Here is a 22,248-nt window from a genome sequence, read left to right as displayed (position 1 = left end):
AGGTATCAATTTTGAATGGAACGAATTTGCAAATTATGTAGTCTATACTTAATAACGCAGGTCATGATGAAGGAGGTAAGTATGCAGAAGATTTTATGTCTTATATTGTTTAGCTTAGTACTCATCACTGGTTGTGAAAGGGGAACATCAAATCATTCACCGCTTACAGGGAACAAGCCTCCTGGAGTGCAGATCAAAATTGCAGATCAATTCTACGATACGAAGCTAGGTACATATTGCTGGTCCAGCAATAATATGGGAGTCTGTGTAGATACAGCGGGTCCTGTCGAGCACTTGGAAGATGTAACGCCGCTTAAAGTATCACCGGAAGCCACGATACAGTTTGTAATGAACTATGAGCCTAAGCCAAATCAGTTTTCGCTGCAGCAATATAGTGGGGTGAATATTCATAAGAAAGTAAGTATTGAAAATAACGCCTTTACTGCTCCGACTCAAGAAGGCACTTATTATTATTCATATGGAGCCTGGTGGATGGATGAGGAGAATGAGCAAGTATCTCATGGGGATGCATTTTATCATTTTGTAATAGAGGTTGAAAAATAAACGTTTATTACTACTAAACACAGCTATAAATGTAAAGGTAACGGACCCTTCGATCGGGTAATCGAAAGGTCTTTTTTATTATAATATAACAAACCACTTCTACGGCGAATATGTGACATCGTGGATCTAGTGGTTAGACAGATTATATGCGATGATGATGGCGAGGGGGCTGCTGAGAATGTATTCAGATTTTGTACTAGCGAATGACCGACCGGCTTATATACAAGTCAAAGATTATATAAGACGGCTAATAACAACAGGCGCGCTGCAAGGTGATCAGAAGCTGCCTTCTACCCGTGAACTATGCGGACTTCTCCATGTTAGCCGTAATACGGTCATAAATGCTTACTCGGAGCTCGAGGCGGATGGCTATATTTATACCGTCAAAGGTCAGGGACATTTTGTTAGTTCGTCTGCTGCACCTTCAAATTCTGTATTTCAGTCTCACGATGTAAAGATGAACTGGAGTACGAAATTAAACGACTATGCCAGGCTGGCTGAAGAGCATGATCTAATGAAGCATGGCATTCGCGGACAGAAACAAGCCATTTCTTTTACCAGTATTGCACCTGATGAGAAGTTGTTTGATCTGCAAAATGTTAAAAGGGCCTTTATGGACCGAATGTCATTAGAGGGAGACGTGCTTCTGAATTACGGCTATGCCAAAGGATACAAACCGCTGATCGAATATCTGCTGAACTATATGGAGAACAAAGGCGTGGACCTAGCGGGAAAGGATCTGCTCGTGACGAGTGGTTTTACGGAAGGACTCAGTCTGGTATTGTCTAGCTTCAAGCAAGGAAGCGGGAGGATTCTGTGCGAGAACCCTACTCATCATACAGCGATCAAAGCTTTTAAGATGCATGGATACAAGATTACAGGAGTGCCTATGGAGAGAGATGGTATTAATCTCAAGGAGCTTTCACGCGAGCTTGCCTCACAAGCCTATGATCTGGCTTATCTTATACCCTCTTATCATAATCCGACGGGGATCGTCATGTCTCATCCAAAAAGAAAAGAAGCGCTGCGGCTTCTTCAACAATATCACGTTCCCATTATCGAGGACGGGTTTAATGAAGAGCTGCGATATTCGGGATCGCATATTGCACCGCTTGTCGTGAGTGCGGGTAGTGGAAATAATAGTGTCATCTATATAGGTAGCTTCTCTAAAATACTATTTCCCGGTCTGCGTGTCGGGTGGATTCTTGCTGATTCAACTTTGATTGATTATCTGGAGAGCGTGAAGCGTGCACGAACCATTCACACATCAACGCTGGATCAATCCTTGCTGTATCAGTATCTATATAACGGTAATTTTGAGAAATATCTTAAACGGGCGAAGACGGAGTACAAGCGAAAACATGAGCTGGTCGTCAGAAGCTGCCAAGAATGGCTGCCTGCACATCAGTTGTCAAGTGATGGAGGGCTTCACGTATTTATTGAGTTTGCAGCCGGCGTTGATACAAGGGAGCTGTTGAAGCTCTGCTCAGAACAAGGGGTTTTATTTACACCGGGTGACATTTTTTATACAGACGGCAGGGGTCAAAATACACTTCGGCTGGGGTTCTCACGCGTATCGGAAGCGGATATTCAGAAGGGAATTCAAATCATCGGTTATTGTGCGGAAAAGCTGCTGTCATAAGCACAGCGTATGAATTCAAGGGAGGTATTGTTGTGAAGGTTGGCATCATGATGGGCGGAGTATCCTCCGAAAGAGAAGTTTCACTACAAACAGGCAAGCAAATGATGGTTCATCTTAATAAAAGCAAATATAGTCCGATATCGATCGAGATTAAGGATAAACGTGACCTGATCACGAAGACAGAAGGGATTGACATCGCTCTGCTTGCGCTCCATGGAGCTTTTGGTGAGGATGGAAGAGTACAGGCCACACTGGATACATTAGGGATTCCATATACAGGAAGCAGTGTGCTGTCCAGCAGTATTTGTATGGATAAAGACATGAGTAAGAAGCTGCTGAGGCAAGAAGGTGTTCGAACCCCGGACTGGATTATTGTTAGCAGCTTAGAAGAGCTGAAGACTGTAGATACCGAAGCTATCGAATTTCCGGTCGTCGTCAAGCCGAATAGCGGCGGGTCTAGTATCGGAACTCAAATTGTTCGCTCGGCTGAGCTTCTTGAGGAAGCCGTATTAGCCGCATTGAGATGGGACCGTCATGTCATGATAGAACATTATATAGATGGAGAAGAGCTAACTTGCTCTATATTAGACGGTGAGCTTCTGCCGATCATATCGATTAAGCCCAACGCTGAGTTTTTTGACTATGTGTCCAAATATGAGGCAGGGGAAGCGGAAGAGCAGATCGTTCAACTCACTGATAAGCTCCAAGACGAGGTGAATGAAGTGGCATTAAAGTGCTACTTGACCTTAAAATGCAGTGCATATGCCAGGGTGGACCTTATGTTGAAGGACGGTTCGGTCTATGTGTTAGAAGTAAATACGCTTCCTGGTATGACTCCAACGAGTCTGTTTCCGCAGAGCGCCAGAGCAGCGGGTATAGGGTACGAAGAACTGCTGGAACGAATTATTACAGCCTCCTTGGAGGATAGAAGCAGAGAGAATCTTCGTATTGTGGGGGAACGATCATGATGAATCTTAAGAACACCTTCCTATCTCCTGTCGTACAGACGATGCCTCCCTCGGGAATTCGCCAATTTTTTAATGCAGCTGAAGCCGATCCTGAGGTAATCTCTCTAGGTGTCGGAGAACCGGATTTCGTTACACCTAAGCGAGCGATAGAAGCATGTGTTAAGGCACTTAACAACGGAAAAACCATGTATACGCCGAATGAGGGACTCATGGAGCTTCGGGAAGAGATTGCGGGTTACCTGAACAAGTTTTTTAAGATGAGCTATGATCCTATAGGTGAGATCCTCGTCACCGTTGGCGGTAGTGAAGCAATTGATCTTGCGCTGCGGGCACTCATCACACCGGGTGATGAGGTCGTCATACCCGTGCCAGGTTACGTGGCTTATTCTCCGCTTGTACGATTAAACGGCGGAGTTCCGATTGAGCTGGAGCTGCTGGATAAGCATGATTTCAAACTGAACGAAGAATTACTAGAGCAGGCCATTACTTCGAGAACGAAGGCCTTGATCGTCAATTTTCCTAGTAATCCGACAGGCGCAGTAATGAAGAAAGAAGACTGGCTGCCGATTGTTCGTCTGGCCATACAGCATAATCTCATCGTGATTACAGACGAAATGTATGCTGAACTCACATATGATGGTCATCATGACAGTATCGCATCACTGCCTGGTATGAGAGAACGGACGCTGGTGGTCAGCGGCTTCTCCAAAGCATTCGCGATGACGGGGTGGCGAGTAGGTTATTTATGCGGACCTATGGAGCTGCTGCAGGAAATGGTCAAGATTCATCAATATACGACCTTATGTGCACCTATTATGGGGCAAATTGCCGCATTGGAATGTTTGAGAAACGGACATGAAGAAAAAGAAGAAATGAAGAGTGCATATAATGAGCGGCGAAAAATGTTCATCCAGAGCTTAAGTGAAATGGGACTGTCATGCCGGCAACCGAAGGGTGCCTTCTATGCATTTCCAGACATTACGGTAACAGGCATGAGTTCTCAGGAGTTTGCAGGGAGGCTGCTCCAAGAGGGTAAGGTAGCCGTGGTGCCTGGTCAAGTGTTTGGCAGTGGTGGCGAAGGTTTTGTCCGATGCTCCTATGCATCCTCATTCATTCAGCTGGAGGAAGCGCTGGAGAGAATCAGCCGCTGGCTCAGATTAACACATGGAATTCATTGACATAAACCGCACTGCCTGTGATCTCAATCGTGCCATCGCTGGTCACATTTACTCTTACTCGGCCATCCTTCCCTAATTCCTGACCTTGTTCTACGAGCAGCTCAAACGCTGTAGCCGATTCATTCTTTATATATTTTGCGTAGTAAGCTCCTAACACACCTGAAGCTGTGCCCGTAACCGGGTCCTCAATCGTACCCGAATAGGGGGATGAGAAATGCCTGGCATGGATATGTGCAGCTTCATCATAGGTTTGTAAGCAGAACGGATGAATTGAAGCACGAGGCATTTCCTTGAGTAGGCTTGGAAAAAGATTGTTCTCAGGCTTCATCCGCCTGAACGCATCCAGGGTTCTTACCGGGACTAATAAGGTCCATGTTCCCGTGCTGCCATAGACGATGGGGATATCTGTATCGATATCGCTGACTTCAATTTCGATCGAATTCGAAAGTTCTTGAATGGAGCCTTGAAAGGTGTGAAATTCGGGAGCCGCCTGCTTCATCGTAATAAATAACTGTTGCTGTTCCAGATTCAGTCTAATCGGCAGGACGCCGGCTTTAGTTTCAATCGTAAAATTCATCTTATCCCCAAGCATGCCTGATGAATACAGGGCATAAACGGTAGCCATGGTGGCATGACCGCATAGATTGATCTCATGTCCAGGTGTAAAATAACGAATTCTTAGATCAGCGAAGTCCGACTTTAACGGAAACGCGGTTTCATTAAATCCTACCTGTTCAGCCACCTGTCTCATTTGCTCCTCAGTCAGATCCATACTGTCTAGTACAACCCCGGCTGGGTTTCCCATACCAGGAATATGACTAAATGCATCGTAATGAAAAACTTTTATATTTCCCATATAACCTCCAGTAATATGTAAGTCGTCCGTTTTAATCGTTTGTGATTCTATCATCGACATTTAGCTTAGAGTACCTTTACTTCCACATGCTCGCTGTCCAGCATGTCAATGGATTTTTGACAGAAGGAACGAAGTAGTGTAAAGTGATGTCTGCACACACGATTTAACGCTTAAAAGCATTTTAGCATCTTAGTGAAAAAGTTGATAATTGTATTTTGTCAACAGATGGATATATTTCGCACCTAGACGGTAACAAAGCTTACAGAGAGTTGGAGTTCTGAATGATTCCTCCGCTATAAGAGCGGTGCTAATGAGTCCTTTCGTCACTAAAGCGAAGGGGCTTTTTTATGTTGACGTGCATTACGATTTTGATATGGAGGCAAATATGAATCAAGAAAATAAGGTATTAAAGATCCATTCCATAGAAGCTGTAGTGATAACGGCTCTGTTAATGGGACTGCTTGGGTACCTGATAATTGGAGTTAAAGCAGTTCCTCATATTGCAGTGATATCCGGTATTGTATTTTTGTTAATTTACGGTGCTATAAAGAGGGTCGGGTTTAAAGAATTGGAAGGAGCTATGGCAGAAGGGGCTAAATCCGGAATTGGTGCTGTCATGATCTTCTTCTTCATCGGCATGCTGATCAGCAGCTGGATGGCTAGCGGGACGATTCCAACCTTCATCTATTTATCGGTCGAGCTGGTGTCGGGTAGATTCTTCTATGCGATCGTCTTCCTAGTTACCGCTATTATCGGAGTTAGTCTTGGCAGCTCACTAACGACGGCAGCAACCTTGGGTGTTGGGTTCATAGGTGCGAGTACGGCACTGGATATGTCACCGGTAATCACGGCCGGAGCCATTGTTTCAGGAGCATTTTTTGGGGATAAGATGTCACCTCTATCAGATACAACAAACCTTGCTGCTACGGTAGCGGGTGCGGATCTATTTGATCATATTAAAAATATGGCCTGGACGACAATTCCGGCATTTATTATATCATTCATCGTATTCCTAGTGCTGTCTCCTGAACAAACGAGTACAAGTATAGAACAGATCGAGCTGGTAAAAGAGACCTTGATCCAGTTGAATCTTGTTAATGGATATGCACTTCTTCCATTTGTCATCCTTGCGGTGCTTGCCTTTATGAAGGTGCCTGTTACCGCTGCCTTGCTGGGAGGTACGTTGTCGGCGTTAATCATCTCCATCTGGACGGGTAATGGCCTGGAAATGAAAGGAATGCTGGAACTGCTCTATTCTGGTTACCAATCTGCCAGTGGTGTGGAGGATGTGGATTCCATGCTGACTAGAGGCGGAATAGAGAGTATGATGTTCAGTGTGTCTGTTATACTGCTCGCGTTAAGTATGGGAGGCTTGCTGTTCAGACTTGGAATTATACCTGCGTTATTGTCTATCGTACAGCGATTCTTAAATCGTGTTTCGATCCTCATTTGCTCTACCGCAGGAATGGCTGTAGCCGTCAATTTTATTATTGGAGAGCAGTATTTGTCGGTCTTATTAACAGGAAATGCGTTTAAAGATTATTATAAAAAAGCAGGGCTTGAACCAAAGCATCTGTCACGTGTGCTTGAGGATGCGGGAACGGTAGTGAATCCTCTTGTACCATGGAGTGTGTGTGGTGTGTTTATTACCTCTGTGCTGGGAGTTTCCGTTGTGGAATATGCACCATTTGCGATGTTCTGCTTGTTATGTCCTCTCATCACGGTGTTCTATGGATTCACTGGCATCTCATTGCCAAAAACGATAAAGAACACGCAGAAATGAATCATCTAGTTATAGTAAATAATTAAGCAGCCGAATACAGAGCACTAGTACCTGTTGTGAAGGAAATCTAGAATAACTAGTAACTAGTGTCTCTTAGCGGCTGCATATATATTAGCGAACTACAGCAAGTTTAAGAGATGTAAGGCTTTATTTAATCCCAATACTTTACGGAGCCGGAGCCGCTGAAGCTTTCGTATACATAAAATTCTGCCTTTTTGTTGTCCCCATCCACATAGCTTCCGATTCCCCTATAGATAAGTGTGTCTCCAGGGTACAATAAGTACTCGTAACCGGTTACGAGCTCATCCGCATTACTGCCCGGATCATATTCACGTAACTGATACCAAGCGCCGCCACTTGGTCCGCTGGCAACTTGAAATTTGAAATCACCACCTCCAGAGTGGACATAGTTTGTGGGATTTTGAGAGGATACGGTTGATCGCTGACCGAGATAATCCCATTCACCTGCTTCCATAGGAGAAATAACTTCACCATTGGCCCGAATAATAGTCACGTTAGGTGCACCAACAGCAGATTTATCTACTTGTCTGACTTCAGCTGTGGAATCCTCAGCCATAACCGACGAAATGGGAATAGCCACTGTTAATGTTAGAGCTGCAACCGCAGCAATCATCCACTTCGCCTTCGATTTGTTCCAATACTTCACATCATCATCCTCCATATCGTAATTTATATTTGAAACCAGAGTTAATGTAGCATGTATCGTGTGTCGAAGTAAGTAGAAAATAGCAAAATAATTCCATAAAAACAAAATTAATACTTTAGTCTTATTTGATACTCTAATCGTCTTATGTAAATTGATTCATGCAGAAATGAGGGCAGTTTATAATTTATTACATAGAGTAAACGATAAGAAAATATAGAGTTAATATAAGAGCCTTATATTCTAATAGATTTGAATTCAAAGGAGGAATCATAGTGAACAAATTGAGAAAAAAGGTAATTACGATTTCGGCCGTATCAGCAATTGCTCTTGGAACTATAACTGCTGGAAGTAACTTGCCCATCCTAGATGCAAAGGGGAATCAAAATAATAATAGAAAAGTCGATAATGTCATCTTTATGGTTCCGGATGGCTTCTCTGCTTCTTATGCAACGAATTATCGTTGGTACAAAGGAGAAGAAACAGCACTGGATTCGATACTAGTCGGAATGCATCGTACATACTCTGCAAACTCAGAGATTACAGATTCGGCTGCAGCAGGCACCGCTTTTGCAACGGGTGTCAAAACAAACAACGGCATGATCAGCACCTCCCCAGACGGCAAAGAACTCAAGACCATTCTTGAAGCAATGGAGGAGAAGGGCAAGTCTTCTGGTTTAGTTGCGACTTCTACCATTACACACGCAACACCGGCTGTATTTGCCTCACACGTAGCCAGCCGATCAGATGAGTCCGCTATTGCTCCACAACTTATCGATAACGACGTAGATGTGATTATGGGCGGCGGCAAAAAATATTTCCCCGACTCGCTAATCAATGAAGCAAAAAAGGATGGATATCAGTACATCTCAAGCAAAGGTGATTTGAAGCGTGCTGAAAGATCGGACAAGCTGATTGGTTTATTTGCAGAATCTGGAATGGCTCCGGAATTGGACCGTGAAACGACGAATGAGCCTAGCCTGCAAGAAATGACCGAGACGGCATTGAAGGTCCTCAACAAAGACAAAGATGGATTCTTCCTTATGGTAGAGGGAAGTCAAATTGATTGGGCAGGCCATGATCATGATGCAGCCTGGGCTATGAAGGATTCAGAAGCATTTGAGAAGGCTCTGGAGTCTGTATTGGAATTTGCCAAGAAGGACAAGAACACACTGGTTGTCGTAGCTGGGGATCATGATACGGGAGGAATGTCCGTTGGCGGAAACGGTCCAGGGGATGTCGATCTTGAGGTCATTCGTAACGTAACGGCTACAGGTGATTATATGGTTACCCAGCTGAATTCCACACGCAGTAATGTCAAAGAGGTTGTGAAGAAATATACTACACTTGAGCTTACAGATGAAGAGGTTCAATTGATTAAGTCCTCGGAGCAACCGGCGATCACAATTAATGAAGTTGTCTCTGCCCGGGCCAATATTGGATGGACAAGTCTGAACCATACAGGTGTAGACGTACCGCTGTATGCATATGGGCCGGGTGCAGATCTATTCATCGGACTTCATGAGAATACAGATTTGCCTGTATTAATGGCAGAAGCGCTAAAGATTAAATTTACACCAGGAAAATAATCCAAAGCATTTCTCGTTGCTCTGAAAGAAAAAGATCACTGGGGAGGTGAGAGAATACCGATCCCAAGTGATCTTTTTCCATTAAGAACAGACGATCATTTATTCTATAATATGAACGAAAAAAGACTATCCACAGCACATGAAATAAATGTGTGAATAGCCTTACATTATGTAGTTCATCGCTGGCAAGGAGATCATTGATTATTTAGGTCTAAATTCAGAACCGTGATCAAGAAGCTGGATTGAATTCGGTACAAAGTCAGGATAAATTACGAAGATGAACAGACCCAACACTGTCAGAGCGGCTAGAATACCTTTTTTCATTGGGGAGATCTCCTCTCATAAGAATTTTATTGAGTATATCATAACACGTTTTGAGCTGAGAAACAGTACCAAATTTCCTAAGAATTTCAAACAAGGATATTGCCTTTTTGAAATACTTGTCATTCCTCATTTCATCGGCGGCATCCAAAATATGAAGTGTAATATCAATAGCGGTAGAATGTTCCTCATTCATATTTCGGTACAGTGCGAGCTGATATTGGTAGGACAAGTAATGTGCTGCTTTTACTTTATCATTGTAATGAGTGTAATCTTCTACGTAAGCTGATAGGTGAGTGATGATCGAGTCCACATCATAATTAAATTGATTCGCAGAACGAAGGATGTTGATTAGGCCTTGAAGTACTTGATCGGGGTTTGCATCCAGGAATTGAACATATTCGGGAAGCCGATCCTTCTTACCATCCAGAATATCCAGCTGCAGTTCATTGGCAGAAGAGAAGAATTTGAAGTGTTCGATCAGATATTTGCCGGTTTCAGTAGAATCATCAAGCCAGTCCAGATTGGCATAGAAGGAGATGTACTCTCTGGATTTGGTGAAATCACCCAGCTTCTGATAGGAGAGACCATTCATTAGATGACTGTATCCAAAGTAATAGATGATATGGTCCTTATAAACATGTGACGTGGAGTCTGTCTCAATTAGCTCCTGATGAACTTCCTTGGCTAGCTGCATGAGCTGATCGGATAAGGATAGAACCTCTTCCCAATTCTCGATCGTATAGTTGGATTGGATCAAATTTACTAGAGAGTCCAAATCCAGAGGCTCATCGTAAGGAAAATGTACACTCATTTATTCCTCTCCTCGCCATAATTTTCATAATATTTACTATATATTACAGGAGAAGAATTGAGAGGTCAATAAAGCTTTGATTGTATTCAATAGATTTAACACGTATTTAATTATGATCATGTATCAGATAAATATAGGAAGTGTAAGATGATGCATGTCGAGCCATAAGCTGATGTTATCCGCACTATAACGATGTGCAGCACCCTTCTCAAAATAATGCTTGACAGTAAGCAATGATATGGTTTTAATTATATAGACCAATCGTTATAATGCTTAAGGATGTGACTCTGCTTGAGTGAGAAGTCTAATGCGAAGGAATGCATCGTTAATACAGCAGCCAGACTGTTTTTTTCACAGGGATATCACGCGACCGGGCTGAATCAGATTATTAAGGAAAGCAATACACCCAAAGGCTCGTTGTATCACTACTTCCCTCATGGTAAGGAAGAGCTCGCCCATGTATGTATTCAAAAAGCAAACGAGGATATTTTGCAGAAATTTGAAGCTTGCTTTGCAGCCAGCGACAATACGGGAGACGCCATACAACTCTTCGTTCATAAGCTTGCTGATGAGACTGAAGCAGCTGGTTTTACTGGGTTTTTGCCATTTAGCTTCTGGGCAGCTGTCGAGACATCGTGCATAAGTCATCAGCTGCGAGAAGCCTGTCAGGGCGTATTTGCAGATTGGCAGCAAGTGATTGCCAAGAATCTCATTAAAGATGGCATTAGTGAACAGAAGGCACGAGAAACGGGTTTATTGGTCATTTCCTTGCTGGAGGGAGCACTCATTATAAGCCTCACCAATCAAGACAAACAGCCGATGCTGACGGCTGCAGATTATTTGTCGGTTGTTGCAAAGAACGCAAGGTAGATTTAGAGAGAGATCATTATTATGGATTAAAGAGGAGGATGGAACCGTGGAGGTTACCATGAAAGCTGAAGCTGATACTGTACAAGAGGGGCAGGAGCAAAAACAATATAAAGTGCTGCCCATTTTGTTCGCTATGCTGCTTAGCGGATTTATCGGTCTGTTTGGGGAGACGGCACTTAACGTAGCAATGACTCCGCTGATGGATCTGCTGGAAGTAGGACCTACAACCATTCAATGGCTGACTACTGGTTATTTGCTGGTACTGGGTATTCTAGTACCTGTGTCTGGATTGCTGCTGCAATGGTTTACGACAAGACAATTGTTTACAACTTCATTAATTTTTTCAATTGCAGGTACTGTGGTAGCTGCGCTGGCACCAACCTTTGAAATGCTATTAATTGCAAGGGTGCTTCAAGCGGTGGGTACCGCATTATTGCTGCCACTGATGTTTAATACGATATTGATTATATTCCCGATTGAGAAGCGGGGATCCGCGATGGGCCTGATCGGACTGGTAATTATGTTTGCGCCAGCGAGCGGCCCGAGTATTTCTGGATTGATTCTAGCTAACTTGACCTGGCATTGGATCTTCTGGATTTCGCTGCCGTTCTTTATTATTTCGCTGGTGTGCGGTTTAATGTTCCTGCCGAACATCTCGAAATTGACGAAGCCCAAAATTGATGTACCTTCCATTATCCTATCCACACTTGGTTTTGGGGGGATCGTATACGGATTTAGTAGTGCAGGCGGACACGGTGAAACCGGCAGTGGATGGAGCAGCCCTGTAGTTATCGTCACCCTGGTGATCGGTGTCTTGTCCCTGCTCATCTTCAGCATCCGTCAGCTCAGAATGAAGCAGCCGATGCTGGATCTTCGTGCATTCAAATATCCAATGTTTACAATTGGGCTCATTCTCATCTTCTTCTGTATGATGATGATGTTATCGTCCATGCTAATATTGCCGATGTATTTGCAGCAAGGTCTTGCGGTTACTGCCCTGACAGCCGGATTGGTACTATTGCCGGGCAGCTTGTTGAACGGATTCTTGTCTCCAGTTATGGGTCGTTTGTTTGATAAATTTGGCCCTAAATGGCTGGTTCGTATTGGATTAGTGGTCGTGGCTGCCGTTCTGTTTATGTATACTGGAATTGAACCTACGACTCCACTGGGCTTGATTATTACACTGCATCTATTCATGATGATCGGTATTTCCATGATCATGATGCCTGCTCAGACGAATGGTCTGAACCAGCTTCCGCCGGAGTATTATCCGCACGGAACGGCTATTATGAATACACTTCAGCAGGTGTCTGGAGCAATTGGTACAGCCGTTGCGGTAAGTATTCTGAGTGCAGGTCAGTCAAGCTTCTTGAGCGGAGTGACGAATCCGGAAAGTCCGGAGAATCAACTCATGGGATTCACAACGGGTGTCCAAAATGCGTTTATGTTCGCATTAATCTTGGCTGTCATCGGGCTTGTCATCTCCTTCTTCGTTAAGCGGGTGCAGGTTACTGGACAACAGAGTGGGCAAGGTCCTATGCATTAATCATGATATTTAAGTTATAAAACGGTAGACTTCCTGTGTTTCAGGAAGCTTACCGTTTTATTTATTTTGCAGTGAATTTATTACCTTCTAACTTTGGCTTCTGCAAACAAGAGGATAAGTTGTGTAATTGATCCAGGTAAATGTGAATGAGGAATATTTTTAAAAAATAGGATTGACTTATTCCATGATATTTCATACACTGAATCCAATGAAAGCACTTACATTTTGGATACGAAAACGTTACCTCATTAGTTTTTCCGATATGCTTCCTCTTTTTCGCTAGCACACTGCACTATAATCAGCAAATGCTCTATTTATCAATCTCATTTTGTTCCTAAAGCGCTTTATTTCAAGGCTTACAATGGTATGTATGTTTCCTCGCTTTTCAATTCGGTATATGCAGGGATGCCTGTTATACAATATAAAAAGCTATCTAAGGGGGATTACAGCAAATGAAACACAAAGCGCCAAAAACGGTGGCCATGCTTCTACTTGCAAGCACAATGTTGTTTACTGCTGCCTGTGGAAATACGAATGATGGAGCTAGTACCGGAAATGAAGGGGCTTCATCGGAATCGAATTCGACAGAACCGATCACCTTTACTTTCTTCGGAGCGGACGCAAGTCCGAATTGGAACAAGATGCAGGACGCAATAGGCCAGAAGATAATTGAAGAGACGGGTGTAACGATCAATGCCGAGTTTGATGTATCCAGCGGGGGCGGAGATGAGAAGATCCCTCTGATGGCAGCAAGCGGTGATTATCCTGATCTCATCTATCCTAAAGGCAACTTGTCCAAACTGGTTGATGCAGGTGCGATGATTGATCTTACCGATCTCATTGAAGAGCATGCACCGAATCTGAAGAAGGTTTACGGAGATCAAATGAACCGCCTTAAATACAGTAATGAAGATCAATCCATATACTGGCTGCCAACGAATGCGGGTGTCGGAGAGACCTTGTTCGATGCAGGAGGCGGTTTCTCAATACAGCATCAAGTGGTGAAGGAGCTGGGTTATCCAGAGATCAAAACCCTTGAAGATTTTGAGAATGCGATTCGTGCATATTATGAAAAGCATCCAACAACAGAAGATGGACAGCCAACCATTCCAATCTCGCTTAGTGCAGATGGATGGAGAATTATGATAACGGTTACAAATCCAGCTTTCGGTGTAACTGGAGCACCGGATGATGGTGAATATTACATTAATCCTGAAACTTACGAAGCGATGTTACATTACAAGCGTCCAGAGGAGAAAGAGTTTTTCCGCTGGTTGAACAAAATATACAACGAAGGTCTGCTGGATAAAGAGAGCTTCATTCAAAAGGATGATCAGTACAAGGCTAAGATTGCAAGTGGACGCGTACTTGGGTTGCTTGACCAAGGATGGGGATACAGTGATGCAGAGAATGCTTTGAAATCTGCAGGAAAGTATGAACAGACCTATGGTCACTACCCTGTATCTTTGGACGAAACATATAAACGTGCCGATTTCCAAAGCATCGGTCTGGATGCATACGGTATCGGAATCACAACGAGCTGTGAAGATCCGGTTCGCGCCATTAAATTCCTTGACTGGCTCGCTTCTGACGAAGGCCAGGTGCTTCGTAATTGGGGAGTTGAAGGAGAGCATTATGTTGTAGAAGATGGTGTTCGTAAGATCCCGACAGAGGTTCAGGAGAAGAAAAATAACGACAATGCAAACTTTACGAAGGAATCCGGTGTCGGTCTGTATAACATCTTCAGTGCGCATTATGGTGATGGAGTGAAAGATTCGACAGGCAATTATTATACAACGAACTTCCCTGAGGAAATTATTAAGAACTATAACCCCGTTGAGAAAGAAACACTTGAAGCGTATGGGGTAGATACTTGGAAAGGCTTGTTCCCAACGGAAGAAGATTTCCCTGTGAAAGAGTGGGGCGCAGCATACAACATGCCGGTTCCATCGGACACAGATTACAACGTGATTTTCCAGAAAACCCAAGATATTATTCGCAAGCGAATTCCAGAAGCGATTGTCTCATCTCCGGATCAATTTGATCAAATCTATGACAGCATGCTGGCGGAGATTGATAAAGCAGGTGCGGTTGAGATGGAGCAGCAATACACAGAATGGCTTAAAGAGCGTATTAAATTATGGACAGGTAAAGATGTGTAGTAAATATCACATCCTTGAAGGATATTTATAACGGGAACGAAGAAGACAGCCGAATGTTGATGCTCGGCTGTCTTCTGTTGTATTCATCCAAATAGCTGTTACACGGATACAAGCAGTCTCTTTTGTACCTCGTCCGCAATCTTTCCCCCATGAAATCTGCCGTCCTCGATATATACACGATTCGTCGTTCCACCTGTAACAACCCCAGCCAGAAACAAGTTGGGAACGTTGGACTCATACGTATCAGCTCGATAGGAGGGCACAGAGGTCAACGCATCCACTTGAACACCGGCTTGACTGAGCAGACTAAAGTCTGGCCGATAGCCTATTAATGAAAATACGATGTCATTGGGTATGCTGACCAGCTCTTCTGGAGTGCGTATAGAGACTGTACTGTGGGTGATTTCTTCCACATGGGACAAGGGATAAAATTTAATTTTTTCCTTCTCTACAAGATTGCGAATGTCAGGAATTAGATAAGGCTTTATGCCGACATGTGCGGATTCTCCTCGATGAACGAGTGTAACATGGGCTCCAGAGCGATAGAGATCAATAGCGGCTTCAATAGCTGAATTCTTACCACCAATCACCGTAACCTGTCGTCGGTAATATGAATGCCCTTCCGTATAGTAGTATTTTACTTTGTTCAGATCCTCACCTGGTATATGCAGCTTTCTTGGATTATCATAGATGCCTGTGGCAACGACAAGAAATTTACTATGGTATGTATGCTGGTTTCCTTTATCATCCACCGATTGTACAGTGAATAAGTCAGGGCTTGAAGTTATACCGACCACATTCTGATAACAGTGTACGTTTAGCTCCTCTCGCTCTGTTACAAGTCGGTAATATTTCAGCAGCTCCGATCGGGTTGGACGTGCTTCCTGTGTAAGAAATGGAGTTCTGCCGATTTCCAAACGATCCGAAGTACTGTAGAACCGCATATCGGCTGGGCAATTGACAATGGAGTTAACAATCGCTTCTTTTTCGAGAATGATATAGGAAATCCCTTTTTCCTGCAATGCTAAACCCGCTGCTAACCCGCAAGGTCCTCCGCCAATGATAATTACATCCACCATATATATTGCCTCCCTTTAATTCAAATGCAAACCGGTTGTCATTCTCATAATTCGTATTCGTGTTACTTATTCTATCATACGTGCTACTATTTAGCTCTGATTTCATGAAAAAAATTGATGTGTGGTTGATATCATGTCATAATTAATGCCGCAAACGATTGGATATTCAGTTCAACAAAAAAAGAAGAAGATGGACAGCAGCAACGGCTGATCGCATCTTCCTCAATTACATTATACTCAGTTAAAATGCTATTTAGATAGTACAGTCTCTTTCTTCTCAACTGCTTGCTCCGTGACCTGTCTTTGCGCTTTTTTACCAGGCATAAGCAGCGTCAGTACAAGTGCAATGATCCCTATAATCGTCATGAAATAGTATGCGTCGCCTGAGCCTAATATGGAGGACAAGGTCGCGATAAACTCGGATGAAGCCGTTGGATTTTGACTTTGAACCTCGATCGAATGACTTGCTGCTTGAGCAGTATAGATCGTAATGACAACGGCTGTTCCGATCGCTCCTGCAATTTGCCGAACAGTATTGTTAACTGCAGAGCCATGTGTGCCCAGATGTCTTGGCAAGGCATTTAGGCCGGCCGTGTTTAGCGGCATCGTGATAAAGCTTAGGCCAATTCGCAAGCATATGGTTCTGATCATTAAATACATATAAGATGTGTCACCGGATAAGTCAGTCACCGCCCACATGGAAGGGATAATGAACAGCAGACCAGTAACAAACAGTGGTTTTGCACCGAATTTGTCATACAGCTTGCCTGTGACCGGAGATAACAGCGCATTAATCACTGCACCAGGCAATAGTAACAGCCCAGCTTCAAAGGCGGTAAAGCCTTTGCCGCTCTGCAGATACATTGGCAGCAGGATCAAATCCGCATACATGAGCATCGTAACGAGTACGTTGATGAGAGAAGTAAAGGTAAACATCTTATTCTTAAATACATCCAGGTTCAATAAAGGATCCGGGGACTTGATTTGCCGTACACAGAATAGAGAGGTAAATACCAGTCCGATAATTAAAGACAGGATCACACTTAAGGAATCCCAGCCCTTACTCCCAGCGGTACTAAATCCATACAATATAAAGCCGAAGCCGATTGTAGACAACACAACACTCACGACATCAAGTTTGGATTTGACAGTCTGAGAAACGTTAGCCAAGTATTTTAATGATAGTAGAATGACAATGGCTGCAAAAGGCACCAGCCCAATGAAGAGCCATCTCCAGGATACATATTCAATAATAAAACCCGCCAGTGTAGGGGCGATTGCAGGTGCAAAAATAATGGCAAAGCCGATTAAGCCCATGACGCTGCCTCTTTTTTCAATGGGAAAGACAATGAGGATGACACTCATCATGAGTGGTGTAATAATTCCTGTTCCTGCAGCCTGGATCATTCTCCCTGTAAGTAAAATACTGAAATTAGGGGATATTGCACAAATGACACTTCCGATTAACAGCAGCAGCATGGAGCTCACAAATAACTGTCTGGTGGTGAAACGCTTCATGAGGTAAGCTGTGGCGGGAATCAACACACCGTTCACCAGCATAAAGCCGGTTGCAAGCCACTGTATGGTTGTAGCCGATACTTTGAATACGTCCATCAGATCATTTAGAGCTACATTGAGCAAGGTTTGATTCAAGGTCGATAAAAAACAACCTAAAATTAAAATAAATAATAGGATTCCTTTTTTTACATCTGGTTTCTCTTGTTCCATTAAGATACTCCTTCCAAGCATTGCTTTATCAACACCGTATCAATAAAATAGATGGTACCACAATGAAAATGGATTGACTATTTGCAATATTTTTCAAAGCGTTGTTTAATCAACAGGGAAGGAGAATTCGAATATAAACATCGATTTAATCGACAAAGGAGAAAGAATTGTCTATGAGGAAAAAGGAAGATCCACGAGCGATTCGCTCTAAAAATATGTTTAAACAAGCTGCGCTTTCGCTTCTGATCGAGGAACCATCCATTACACAGGTCACGGTACAGAAGGTAGCCGAACGCGCAGAATTAAATAGAGCCACATTTTATTTGCATTATGAGGATATACATGATCTGATCACCAAGGTGACGAATGAAATCTTTGACGAGCTGTCGATGAAGATAGAGCCGCTTGTCCAATCAGAAATACTGGATAACGAAGTGGATCTTACGCGATTCTTGGATTATATATACGATAACAGGAAGCTCTTTGCTGTATTGTTTGAGCACAAAAGTTATGAATCGAGGCTGTTTACTCTCTTCAAGAATTTGATTGAAACGAGAAGAGATAAAGCACTGACAACGAGAGGATTACCCGAACAGTTAGTATCGATTGAGATCCTGACAGCTTCAATTATAGGGGTTATTATGTGGTGGATTCGTGACGGAATTCACTTTAGCTCAGAGCATATGGCGAATCAAATTTCTATGATATACAAAAGATCGCCTATAAGTTAGCCATAAATTCAATATATGAACATGAAAAATCCCTCCATGGGGAGGGACATTCAATCTACTTATTATATATTGTGCCAATCATTTCTTTGAGAACAGAGGCAGAGTGATTGAATTTCTCGGTTTCTGTCTTGTCCAGTCCAATTTCGATAACTTCTCGAATACCACCGCGGTTGACTATTGCCGGTACTCCGATATATACATCTTCTTGGCCATATTGGCCTTCCAGAAGACAGGATACGGTAAGAATGCTGTTCTCGTTTCCGAGAATGGCCTTAGTGATCCGAACGAGACACATTCCGATTCCGTAATAGGTGGCCCCCTTTCGCTCAATAATATGATAGGCGGCATCCCGTACATTGACGAAGATCTCATCAAGCTTGGATCGGTCTTGTGGATTATTCCGGCGCTCCAGTACTTTAGACAAGCTTTCAATTCCAATAGAAGCCTGACTCCATACTGCAAATTCGGTATCACCATGCTCCCCGATAATCGCCGCATGTACATTACGAGGGTCAACCTGCAGGTAATCACCGATCATGTAGCGGAAGCGTGCAGAATCCAGTGTTGTGCCGGAACCGATGACTCGCTCCTTCGGCAGACCGGATTCCTTCCAGGTTACATAAGTGAGGATATCTACGGGATTGGTAGCTACGAGAAAAATTCCGTCAAATCCACTGTCCATAATCTCGCGTATAATGCTCCGAAATACTTTCGTATTCTTGTCAATGAGATCGAGTCTGGTCTCGCCTGGCTTTTGAGGAAGTCCTGCCGCAATAACGACAAGATCTGCCGTGTTACAATCTGCGTAAGTACCGCTCCACACTCGGGTTGGTGTTAATGTAAAGGCCATTCCATGATTCAGATCCATGGCTTCGCCTTCTGCTCTGCTCTCGTTAACATCTATTAGCACGAGCTCTTCAGCTAAGCCTTGATTGATCATGGAATAGGCGTAGCTGCATCCGACTGCTCCTGTGCCAACAAGTACAACACGGTTGACATTATTCTTCAAACGATTCACCCTCCTTTATATGTATGATTAACCAGTTCTTAGAGGTCTGCTTCATTTTATCAGCTGAAGAACCTTTATGAAAGATCGTCATGCATAGTACACTCCATAATCGTCATAATAAGGAAAACTACGGGCGAAGGAGACAGGATGACGTGAATCCATTGTATGAGAATAATGGGCAAGGAGAGCAGCTCACTACCAGCTTAGATGACTCCATAATTACCATTAATACGATATTCACGGATACTCCAGACTTGATTCTGCGCCGATTACATATTAAGCAGACCGGAGAAGAAGCTGTAATTGTATATCTGGATGAATTAACGGATAAGACATGCCTGAACCATGATGTGCTTGCTCCGCTTCAGCTTGAGTCGGGTAATCCATCTGGAGATTTTATAACTCATGTCGGTTACATGAAGCCTGAATCCGAGTGGGAAAAGCTCAAATTGAATATAATGCAGGGTTATAGTCTATTATTCATCCAGGGCAGAGGCTCTGCTTATGTATTGGACACAAAAGGATTACCGCAGAGAGCCATCGAAGATCCGCAGCAGGAGCCTTCATTAAAAGGAGCCCATCAAGGCTTTATTGAGATCGGTTCACAGAACATTGCCATGATTCGGCGCATTATTCCTGATAAAGAGCTCAAGATTAGACAGTATGTTGTAGGCCGAAGAGGACAGACGACGGTATCTCTGGTTTATTTGGATGATGTCGTACAACCCGATTTTGTAAAGGCGCTTGAAGAACGTATTCAATCGATTGATGTAGATGCCATCATAAATACTGGAGAGCTCGTGGAATTCATCGAGGATCAGCCCCTTGCTCTGCTTCCACAAGTCATTACCACCGAAAGACCGGATACCGCTGCTTCACAAATATTGCAGGGGCGGTGCGCTGTTGTCGTAGATGGTTCACCAAGTGTGCTGATTGCGCCTATTACCTTTATGTCCTTCTTCCAAACGGTAGATGACTACAGCTCGCGCTGGTCGATATCATCTTTTCTGCGTATGTTGCGTATTTTCGCTTTTTTTGTCGCTGTTCTATTACCTGGTTTTTATATTGCGGTCATTTCCTTTCACTTTGAAATTATACCGATGAAGCTGCTGCTGACACTAGGAGAGTCCAGAGGTCAGGTTCCATTTCCTCCTTTCGTAGAGGCCATCATTATGGAGCTTACTCTTGAAATGCTTAGAGAAGCGGGAGTTCGGCTGCCGGCACCCATTGGTCAAACGGTTGGTATTGTTGGCGGTATCGTTATCGGACAAGCGGTCGTACAAGCGGGGCTGATCAGTAACGTTATGGTCATTGTTGTCGCGTTTACAGCGATTGCTTCCTTTATTATTCCAAATCAGGATATGATGGCCGCCGTTCGACTTATGCGGTTTATGATGATGATACTTGCGTCATGGTTCGGATTTGTTGGACTCGTGGTCGGTATGATGACGTTTATTGGGCGATTGATCACCTTAAACTCACTAGGCAACTCCTACAGTACACCGATGGCTCCATTTAGATTGACAGACTGGAAGGATACATTGATCAGGGTACCGCTGTGGCTGATGAACAATCGTCCTACAAGTACAAGGGCTGCTCAGTCAAGAAGGCAGGGAAGGAATCGAGGCTGGAAGGAGAAAGAGTGATTGATGAGAGGGATTCGGCAGGTATCCATGCTTCAATTTATACTGATTATATCAACGTTTCAAATTAGTGTTGCATTTCTATCCATACCTCGGGAGCTGGCGAGACTGGCAGGCTCAGATGGATGGATTGCGATTTTTTTTGGCTGGGGGCTGGCATCTGCTGCGGCTGTTGCTATTGTTAAAGTTATGAAATATAGTCCGAATAGCTCTATTCTTGAACTTATGCAAAGGTACATGGGAGTATGGGGGGCAAGAATTGCTGCCATTGTGTTTATCGCCTACTATTTGCTGCTTGCTTACGATGGATATATGATTGCTTCTCTAGTAATCAAGCTGTGGTTATTACCAAGCACCTATATCTATGTGTTAGTCCTCCTAATGCTCATTCCTACCTTTCAAATCGCACAGCATGGATTTCAAGCCATTGGACGTTACAGTGAAATTGTAGCGATGATCTCCATATGGATTCCGTTTGTTTATTTATCAACACTTCGGCACGCACACTGGCTTTACTTACTCCCTATATTGAAGGAAGGCTGGATTCCTGTCCTCTCAAGTGTAAAAACCATGATATATCCAATGCTTGGCATTGGACTCATCTTTTTTCTATATCCTCATCTGGTAAACAAAGATAAAGCTCTGCCAGCTGTCATCCTATCCAACACACTTAGTTGTCTCGTGTATCTCGGGATCACAATTATTTGTTACGTATATTTTAGTCCTGATGAAATTGGCAAATTTAATGATCCGGTGATCAGCATCATGAAGTCGGTTGAATTTGAGTTTATCGAACGGGTCGAGGTGCCTTTTATTGCTGTTTATTTATTTGTTTTTTCTTGTATTTGGATCCCGTCCATGTATATAGTATCGTCAAATTCGGCGTGGCTGCTCGGAAAAGGGAGCGACCGGACTCATTTGGCAGTGTGGTCGATGCTGATGTTAATCGGTTTTTTCTTATACAGACCAAGCTTTTTTGATGCTGCTATTATAAATGACTCTCTGAACTATATAGGTTTCACTATCGAATTTGCGATGCCTTGTTGTCTCCTTCTATATTTGTTCATCCGTGAGAAGTTTAGGAGGGGGAAGCTGAATTGA

At 43.4% G+C, this 22,248-nt stretch carries 18 protein-coding genes; 12 read left to right on the top strand and 6 right to left on the bottom strand.

What is annotated here, in order from left to right:
- Positions 1–81: 81 nt before the first annotated feature.
- The 4 genes from PUW25_RS14080 to PUW25_RS14065 all read left to right on the top strand — a co-directional run bounded on the left by PUW25_RS14080 (position 82) and on the right by PUW25_RS14065 (position 4,352).
- A complete protein-coding gene (locus PUW25_RS14080; protein ID WP_047910307.1) occupies positions 82–564 on the top strand; it encodes a hypothetical protein in 483 nt (160 codons plus the stop codon).
- A gap of 178 nt (positions 565–742) precedes the next feature.
- Positions 743–2,206, top strand: coding sequence for a MocR-like pyridoxine biosynthesis transcription factor PdxR (gene pdxR, locus PUW25_RS14075; protein ID WP_047910306.1), 1,464 nt, complete (start codon positions 743–745; stop codon positions 2,204–2,206).
- Between the two features lie 32 nt (positions 2,207–2,238).
- Positions 2,239–3,174, top strand: a complete 936-nt coding sequence (locus tag PUW25_RS14070; protein ID WP_047910305.1) for a D-alanine--D-alanine ligase — start codon at positions 2,239–2,241, stop codon at positions 3,172–3,174.
- Positions 3,174–4,352 carry an aminotransferase class I/II-fold pyridoxal phosphate-dependent enzyme gene (locus PUW25_RS14065; RefSeq protein WP_205053792.1) on the top strand — a complete coding sequence of 393 codons (1,179 nt, stop codon included), beginning with the start codon at positions 3,174–3,176 and terminating at the stop codon, positions 4,350–4,352. Before PUW25_RS14070 ends, PUW25_RS14065 begins: the two co-directional genes overlap by 1 nt.
- Here PUW25_RS14065 and PUW25_RS14060 read toward each other — a convergent pair.
- Positions 4,327–5,208, bottom strand: a complete 882-nt coding sequence (locus PUW25_RS14060) for a PhzF family phenazine biosynthesis protein (RefSeq protein WP_274337226.1) — start codon at positions 5,206–5,208, stop codon at positions 4,327–4,329. The two genes, PUW25_RS14065 and PUW25_RS14060, sit on opposite strands and share 26 nt — an antisense overlap.
- Positions 5,209–5,593: 385 nt before the next feature.
- On the opposite strand from PUW25_RS14060, the gene nhaC reads away from it, so the two are divergent.
- Positions 5,594–6,991 (top strand): Na+/H+ antiporter NhaC, encoded by a 1,398-nt coding sequence (gene nhaC, locus PUW25_RS14055; protein ID WP_205053030.1) that lies wholly within the window; start codon positions 5,594–5,596, stop codon positions 6,989–6,991.
- A gap of 151 nt (positions 6,992–7,142) precedes the next feature.
- Here the strand turns inward: nhaC and PUW25_RS14050 are convergent, their stop codons facing one another.
- On the bottom strand, positions 7,143–7,658 hold the full coding sequence (locus PUW25_RS14050) for a hypothetical protein (RefSeq protein WP_205053031.1): 516 nt from the start codon (positions 7,656–7,658) through the stop codon (positions 7,143–7,145).
- Positions 7,659–7,930: 272 nt separating this feature from the next.
- Between PUW25_RS14050 and PUW25_RS14045 the strand changes: the two genes are divergently transcribed.
- On the top strand, positions 7,931–9,244 hold the full coding sequence (locus PUW25_RS14045) for an alkaline phosphatase (RefSeq protein ID WP_238546282.1): 1,314 nt from the start codon (positions 7,931–7,933) through the stop codon (positions 9,242–9,244).
- A gap of 259 nt (positions 9,245–9,503) precedes the next feature.
- On the opposite strand, the gene PUW25_RS14040 is transcribed toward PUW25_RS14045, so the two are convergent.
- Positions 9,504–10,379: a hypothetical protein gene (locus PUW25_RS14040; RefSeq protein ID WP_047910302.1), complete on the bottom strand. Its 876-nt coding sequence runs from the start codon at positions 10,377–10,379 to the stop codon at positions 9,504–9,506.
- 291 nt (positions 10,380–10,670) lie between these two features.
- Between PUW25_RS14040 and PUW25_RS14035 the strand changes: the two genes are divergently transcribed.
- The 3 genes from PUW25_RS14035 to PUW25_RS14025 all read left to right on the top strand — a co-directional run bounded on the left by PUW25_RS14035 (position 10,671) and on the right by PUW25_RS14025 (position 14,957).
- On the top strand, positions 10,671–11,249 hold the full coding sequence (locus tag PUW25_RS14035) for a TetR/AcrR family transcriptional regulator (protein ID WP_047910301.1): 579 nt from the start codon (positions 10,671–10,673) through the stop codon (positions 11,247–11,249).
- 58 nt (positions 11,250–11,307) lie between these two features.
- Positions 11,308–12,795 carry a DHA2 family efflux MFS transporter permease subunit gene (locus PUW25_RS14030; protein ID WP_047910698.1) on the top strand — a complete coding sequence of 496 codons (1,488 nt, stop codon included), beginning with the start codon at positions 11,308–11,310 and terminating at the stop codon, positions 12,793–12,795.
- Positions 12,796–13,247: 452 nt separating this feature from the next.
- A complete protein-coding gene (locus PUW25_RS14025; RefSeq protein WP_047910300.1) occupies positions 13,248–14,957 on the top strand; it encodes an ABC transporter substrate-binding protein in 1,710 nt (569 codons plus the stop codon).
- A 98-nt stretch (positions 14,958–15,055) separates the two neighbouring features.
- Here PUW25_RS14025 and PUW25_RS14020 read toward each other — a convergent pair whose 3' ends face one another.
- Complete coding sequence (locus tag PUW25_RS14020) at positions 15,056–16,036, bottom strand: YpdA family putative bacillithiol disulfide reductase (protein WP_047910299.1); 981 nt, start codon at positions 16,034–16,036, stop codon at positions 15,056–15,058.
- Between the two features lie 249 nt (positions 16,037–16,285).
- A complete protein-coding gene (locus tag PUW25_RS14015) occupies positions 16,286–17,764 on the bottom strand; it encodes a DHA2 family efflux MFS transporter permease subunit (protein WP_047910298.1) in 1,479 nt (492 codons plus the stop codon).
- A 167-nt stretch (positions 17,765–17,931) separates the two neighbouring features.
- Here PUW25_RS14015 and PUW25_RS14010 point away from each other — a divergent pair, with 167 nt between their 5' ends.
- Positions 17,932–18,495 (top strand): TetR/AcrR family transcriptional regulator, encoded by a 564-nt coding sequence (locus PUW25_RS14010; protein ID WP_047910297.1) that lies wholly within the window; start codon positions 17,932–17,934, stop codon positions 18,493–18,495.
- A gap of 55 nt (positions 18,496–18,550) precedes the next feature.
- Here PUW25_RS14010 and PUW25_RS14005 read toward each other — a convergent pair whose 3' ends face one another.
- Complete coding sequence (locus PUW25_RS14005) at positions 18,551–19,504, bottom strand: L-lactate dehydrogenase (protein WP_047910296.1); 954 nt, start codon at positions 19,502–19,504, stop codon at positions 18,551–18,553.
- Between the two features lie 89 nt (positions 19,505–19,593).
- On the opposite strand from PUW25_RS14005, the gene PUW25_RS14000 reads away from it, so the two are divergent.
- Together PUW25_RS14000 and PUW25_RS13995 are read left to right on the top strand one after the other, a co-directional pair.
- Positions 19,594–21,150, top strand: coding sequence for a spore germination protein (locus tag PUW25_RS14000; RefSeq protein WP_081872222.1), 1,557 nt, complete (start codon positions 19,594–19,596; stop codon positions 21,148–21,150).
- Between the two features lie 3 nt (positions 21,151–21,153).
- Positions 21,154–22,248: a GerAB/ArcD/ProY family transporter gene (locus PUW25_RS13995; RefSeq protein WP_047910697.1), complete on the top strand. Its 1,095-nt coding sequence runs from the start codon at positions 21,154–21,156 to the stop codon at positions 22,246–22,248.

The sequence above is a fragment of the Paenibacillus urinalis genome (assembly GCF_028747985.1).
In the GTDB taxonomy this organism is placed as follows: Bacteria; Bacillota; Bacilli; order Paenibacillales; family Paenibacillaceae; genus Paenibacillus; species Paenibacillus urinalis.
This window is presented reverse-complemented; position numbering and strand designations above follow the sequence as displayed.

What these genes read in the sequence shown, in the direction of transcription:
- PUW25_RS13995 (WP_047910697.1), top strand. Translation starts at nt 21,154, where the DNA reads ATGAGAGGGATTCGGCAGGTATCCATGCTTCAATTTATACTGATTATA.
- PUW25_RS14065 (WP_205053792.1), top strand. Translation starts at nt 3,174, where the DNA reads ATGAATCTTAAGAACACCTTCCTATCTCCTGTCGTACAGACGATGCCT.
- nhaC (WP_205053030.1), top strand. Translation starts at nt 5,594, where the DNA reads ATGAATCAAGAAAATAAGGTATTAAAGATCCATTCCATAGAAGCTGTA.
- PUW25_RS14020 (WP_047910299.1), bottom strand. Translation starts at nt 16,036, where the DNA reads ATGGTGGATGTAATTATCATTGGCGGAGGACCTTGCGGGTTAGCAGCG.
- PUW25_RS14030 (WP_047910698.1), top strand. Translation starts at nt 11,308, where the DNA reads ATGAAAGCTGAAGCTGATACTGTACAAGAGGGGCAGGAGCAAAAACAA.
- PUW25_RS14040 (WP_047910302.1), bottom strand. Translation starts at nt 10,379, where the DNA reads ATGAGTGTACATTTTCCTTACGATGAGCCTCTGGATTTGGACTCTCTA.
- pdxR (WP_047910306.1), top strand. Translation starts at nt 743, where the DNA reads ATGTATTCAGATTTTGTACTAGCGAATGACCGACCGGCTTATATACAA.
- PUW25_RS14025 (WP_047910300.1), top strand. Translation starts at nt 13,248, where the DNA reads ATGAAACACAAAGCGCCAAAAACGGTGGCCATGCTTCTACTTGCAAGC.
- PUW25_RS14060 (WP_274337226.1), bottom strand. Translation starts at nt 5,208, where the DNA reads ATGGGAAATATAAAAGTTTTTCATTACGATGCATTTAGTCATATTCCT.
- PUW25_RS14015 (WP_047910298.1), bottom strand. Translation starts at nt 17,764, where the DNA reads ATGGAACAAGAGAAACCAGATGTAAAAAAAGGAATCCTATTATTTATT.
- PUW25_RS14080 (WP_047910307.1), top strand. Translation starts at nt 82, where the DNA reads ATGCAGAAGATTTTATGTCTTATATTGTTTAGCTTAGTACTCATCACT.
- PUW25_RS14000 (WP_081872222.1), top strand. Translation starts at nt 19,594, where the DNA reads ATGCATAGTACACTCCATAATCGTCATAATAAGGAAAACTACGGGCGA.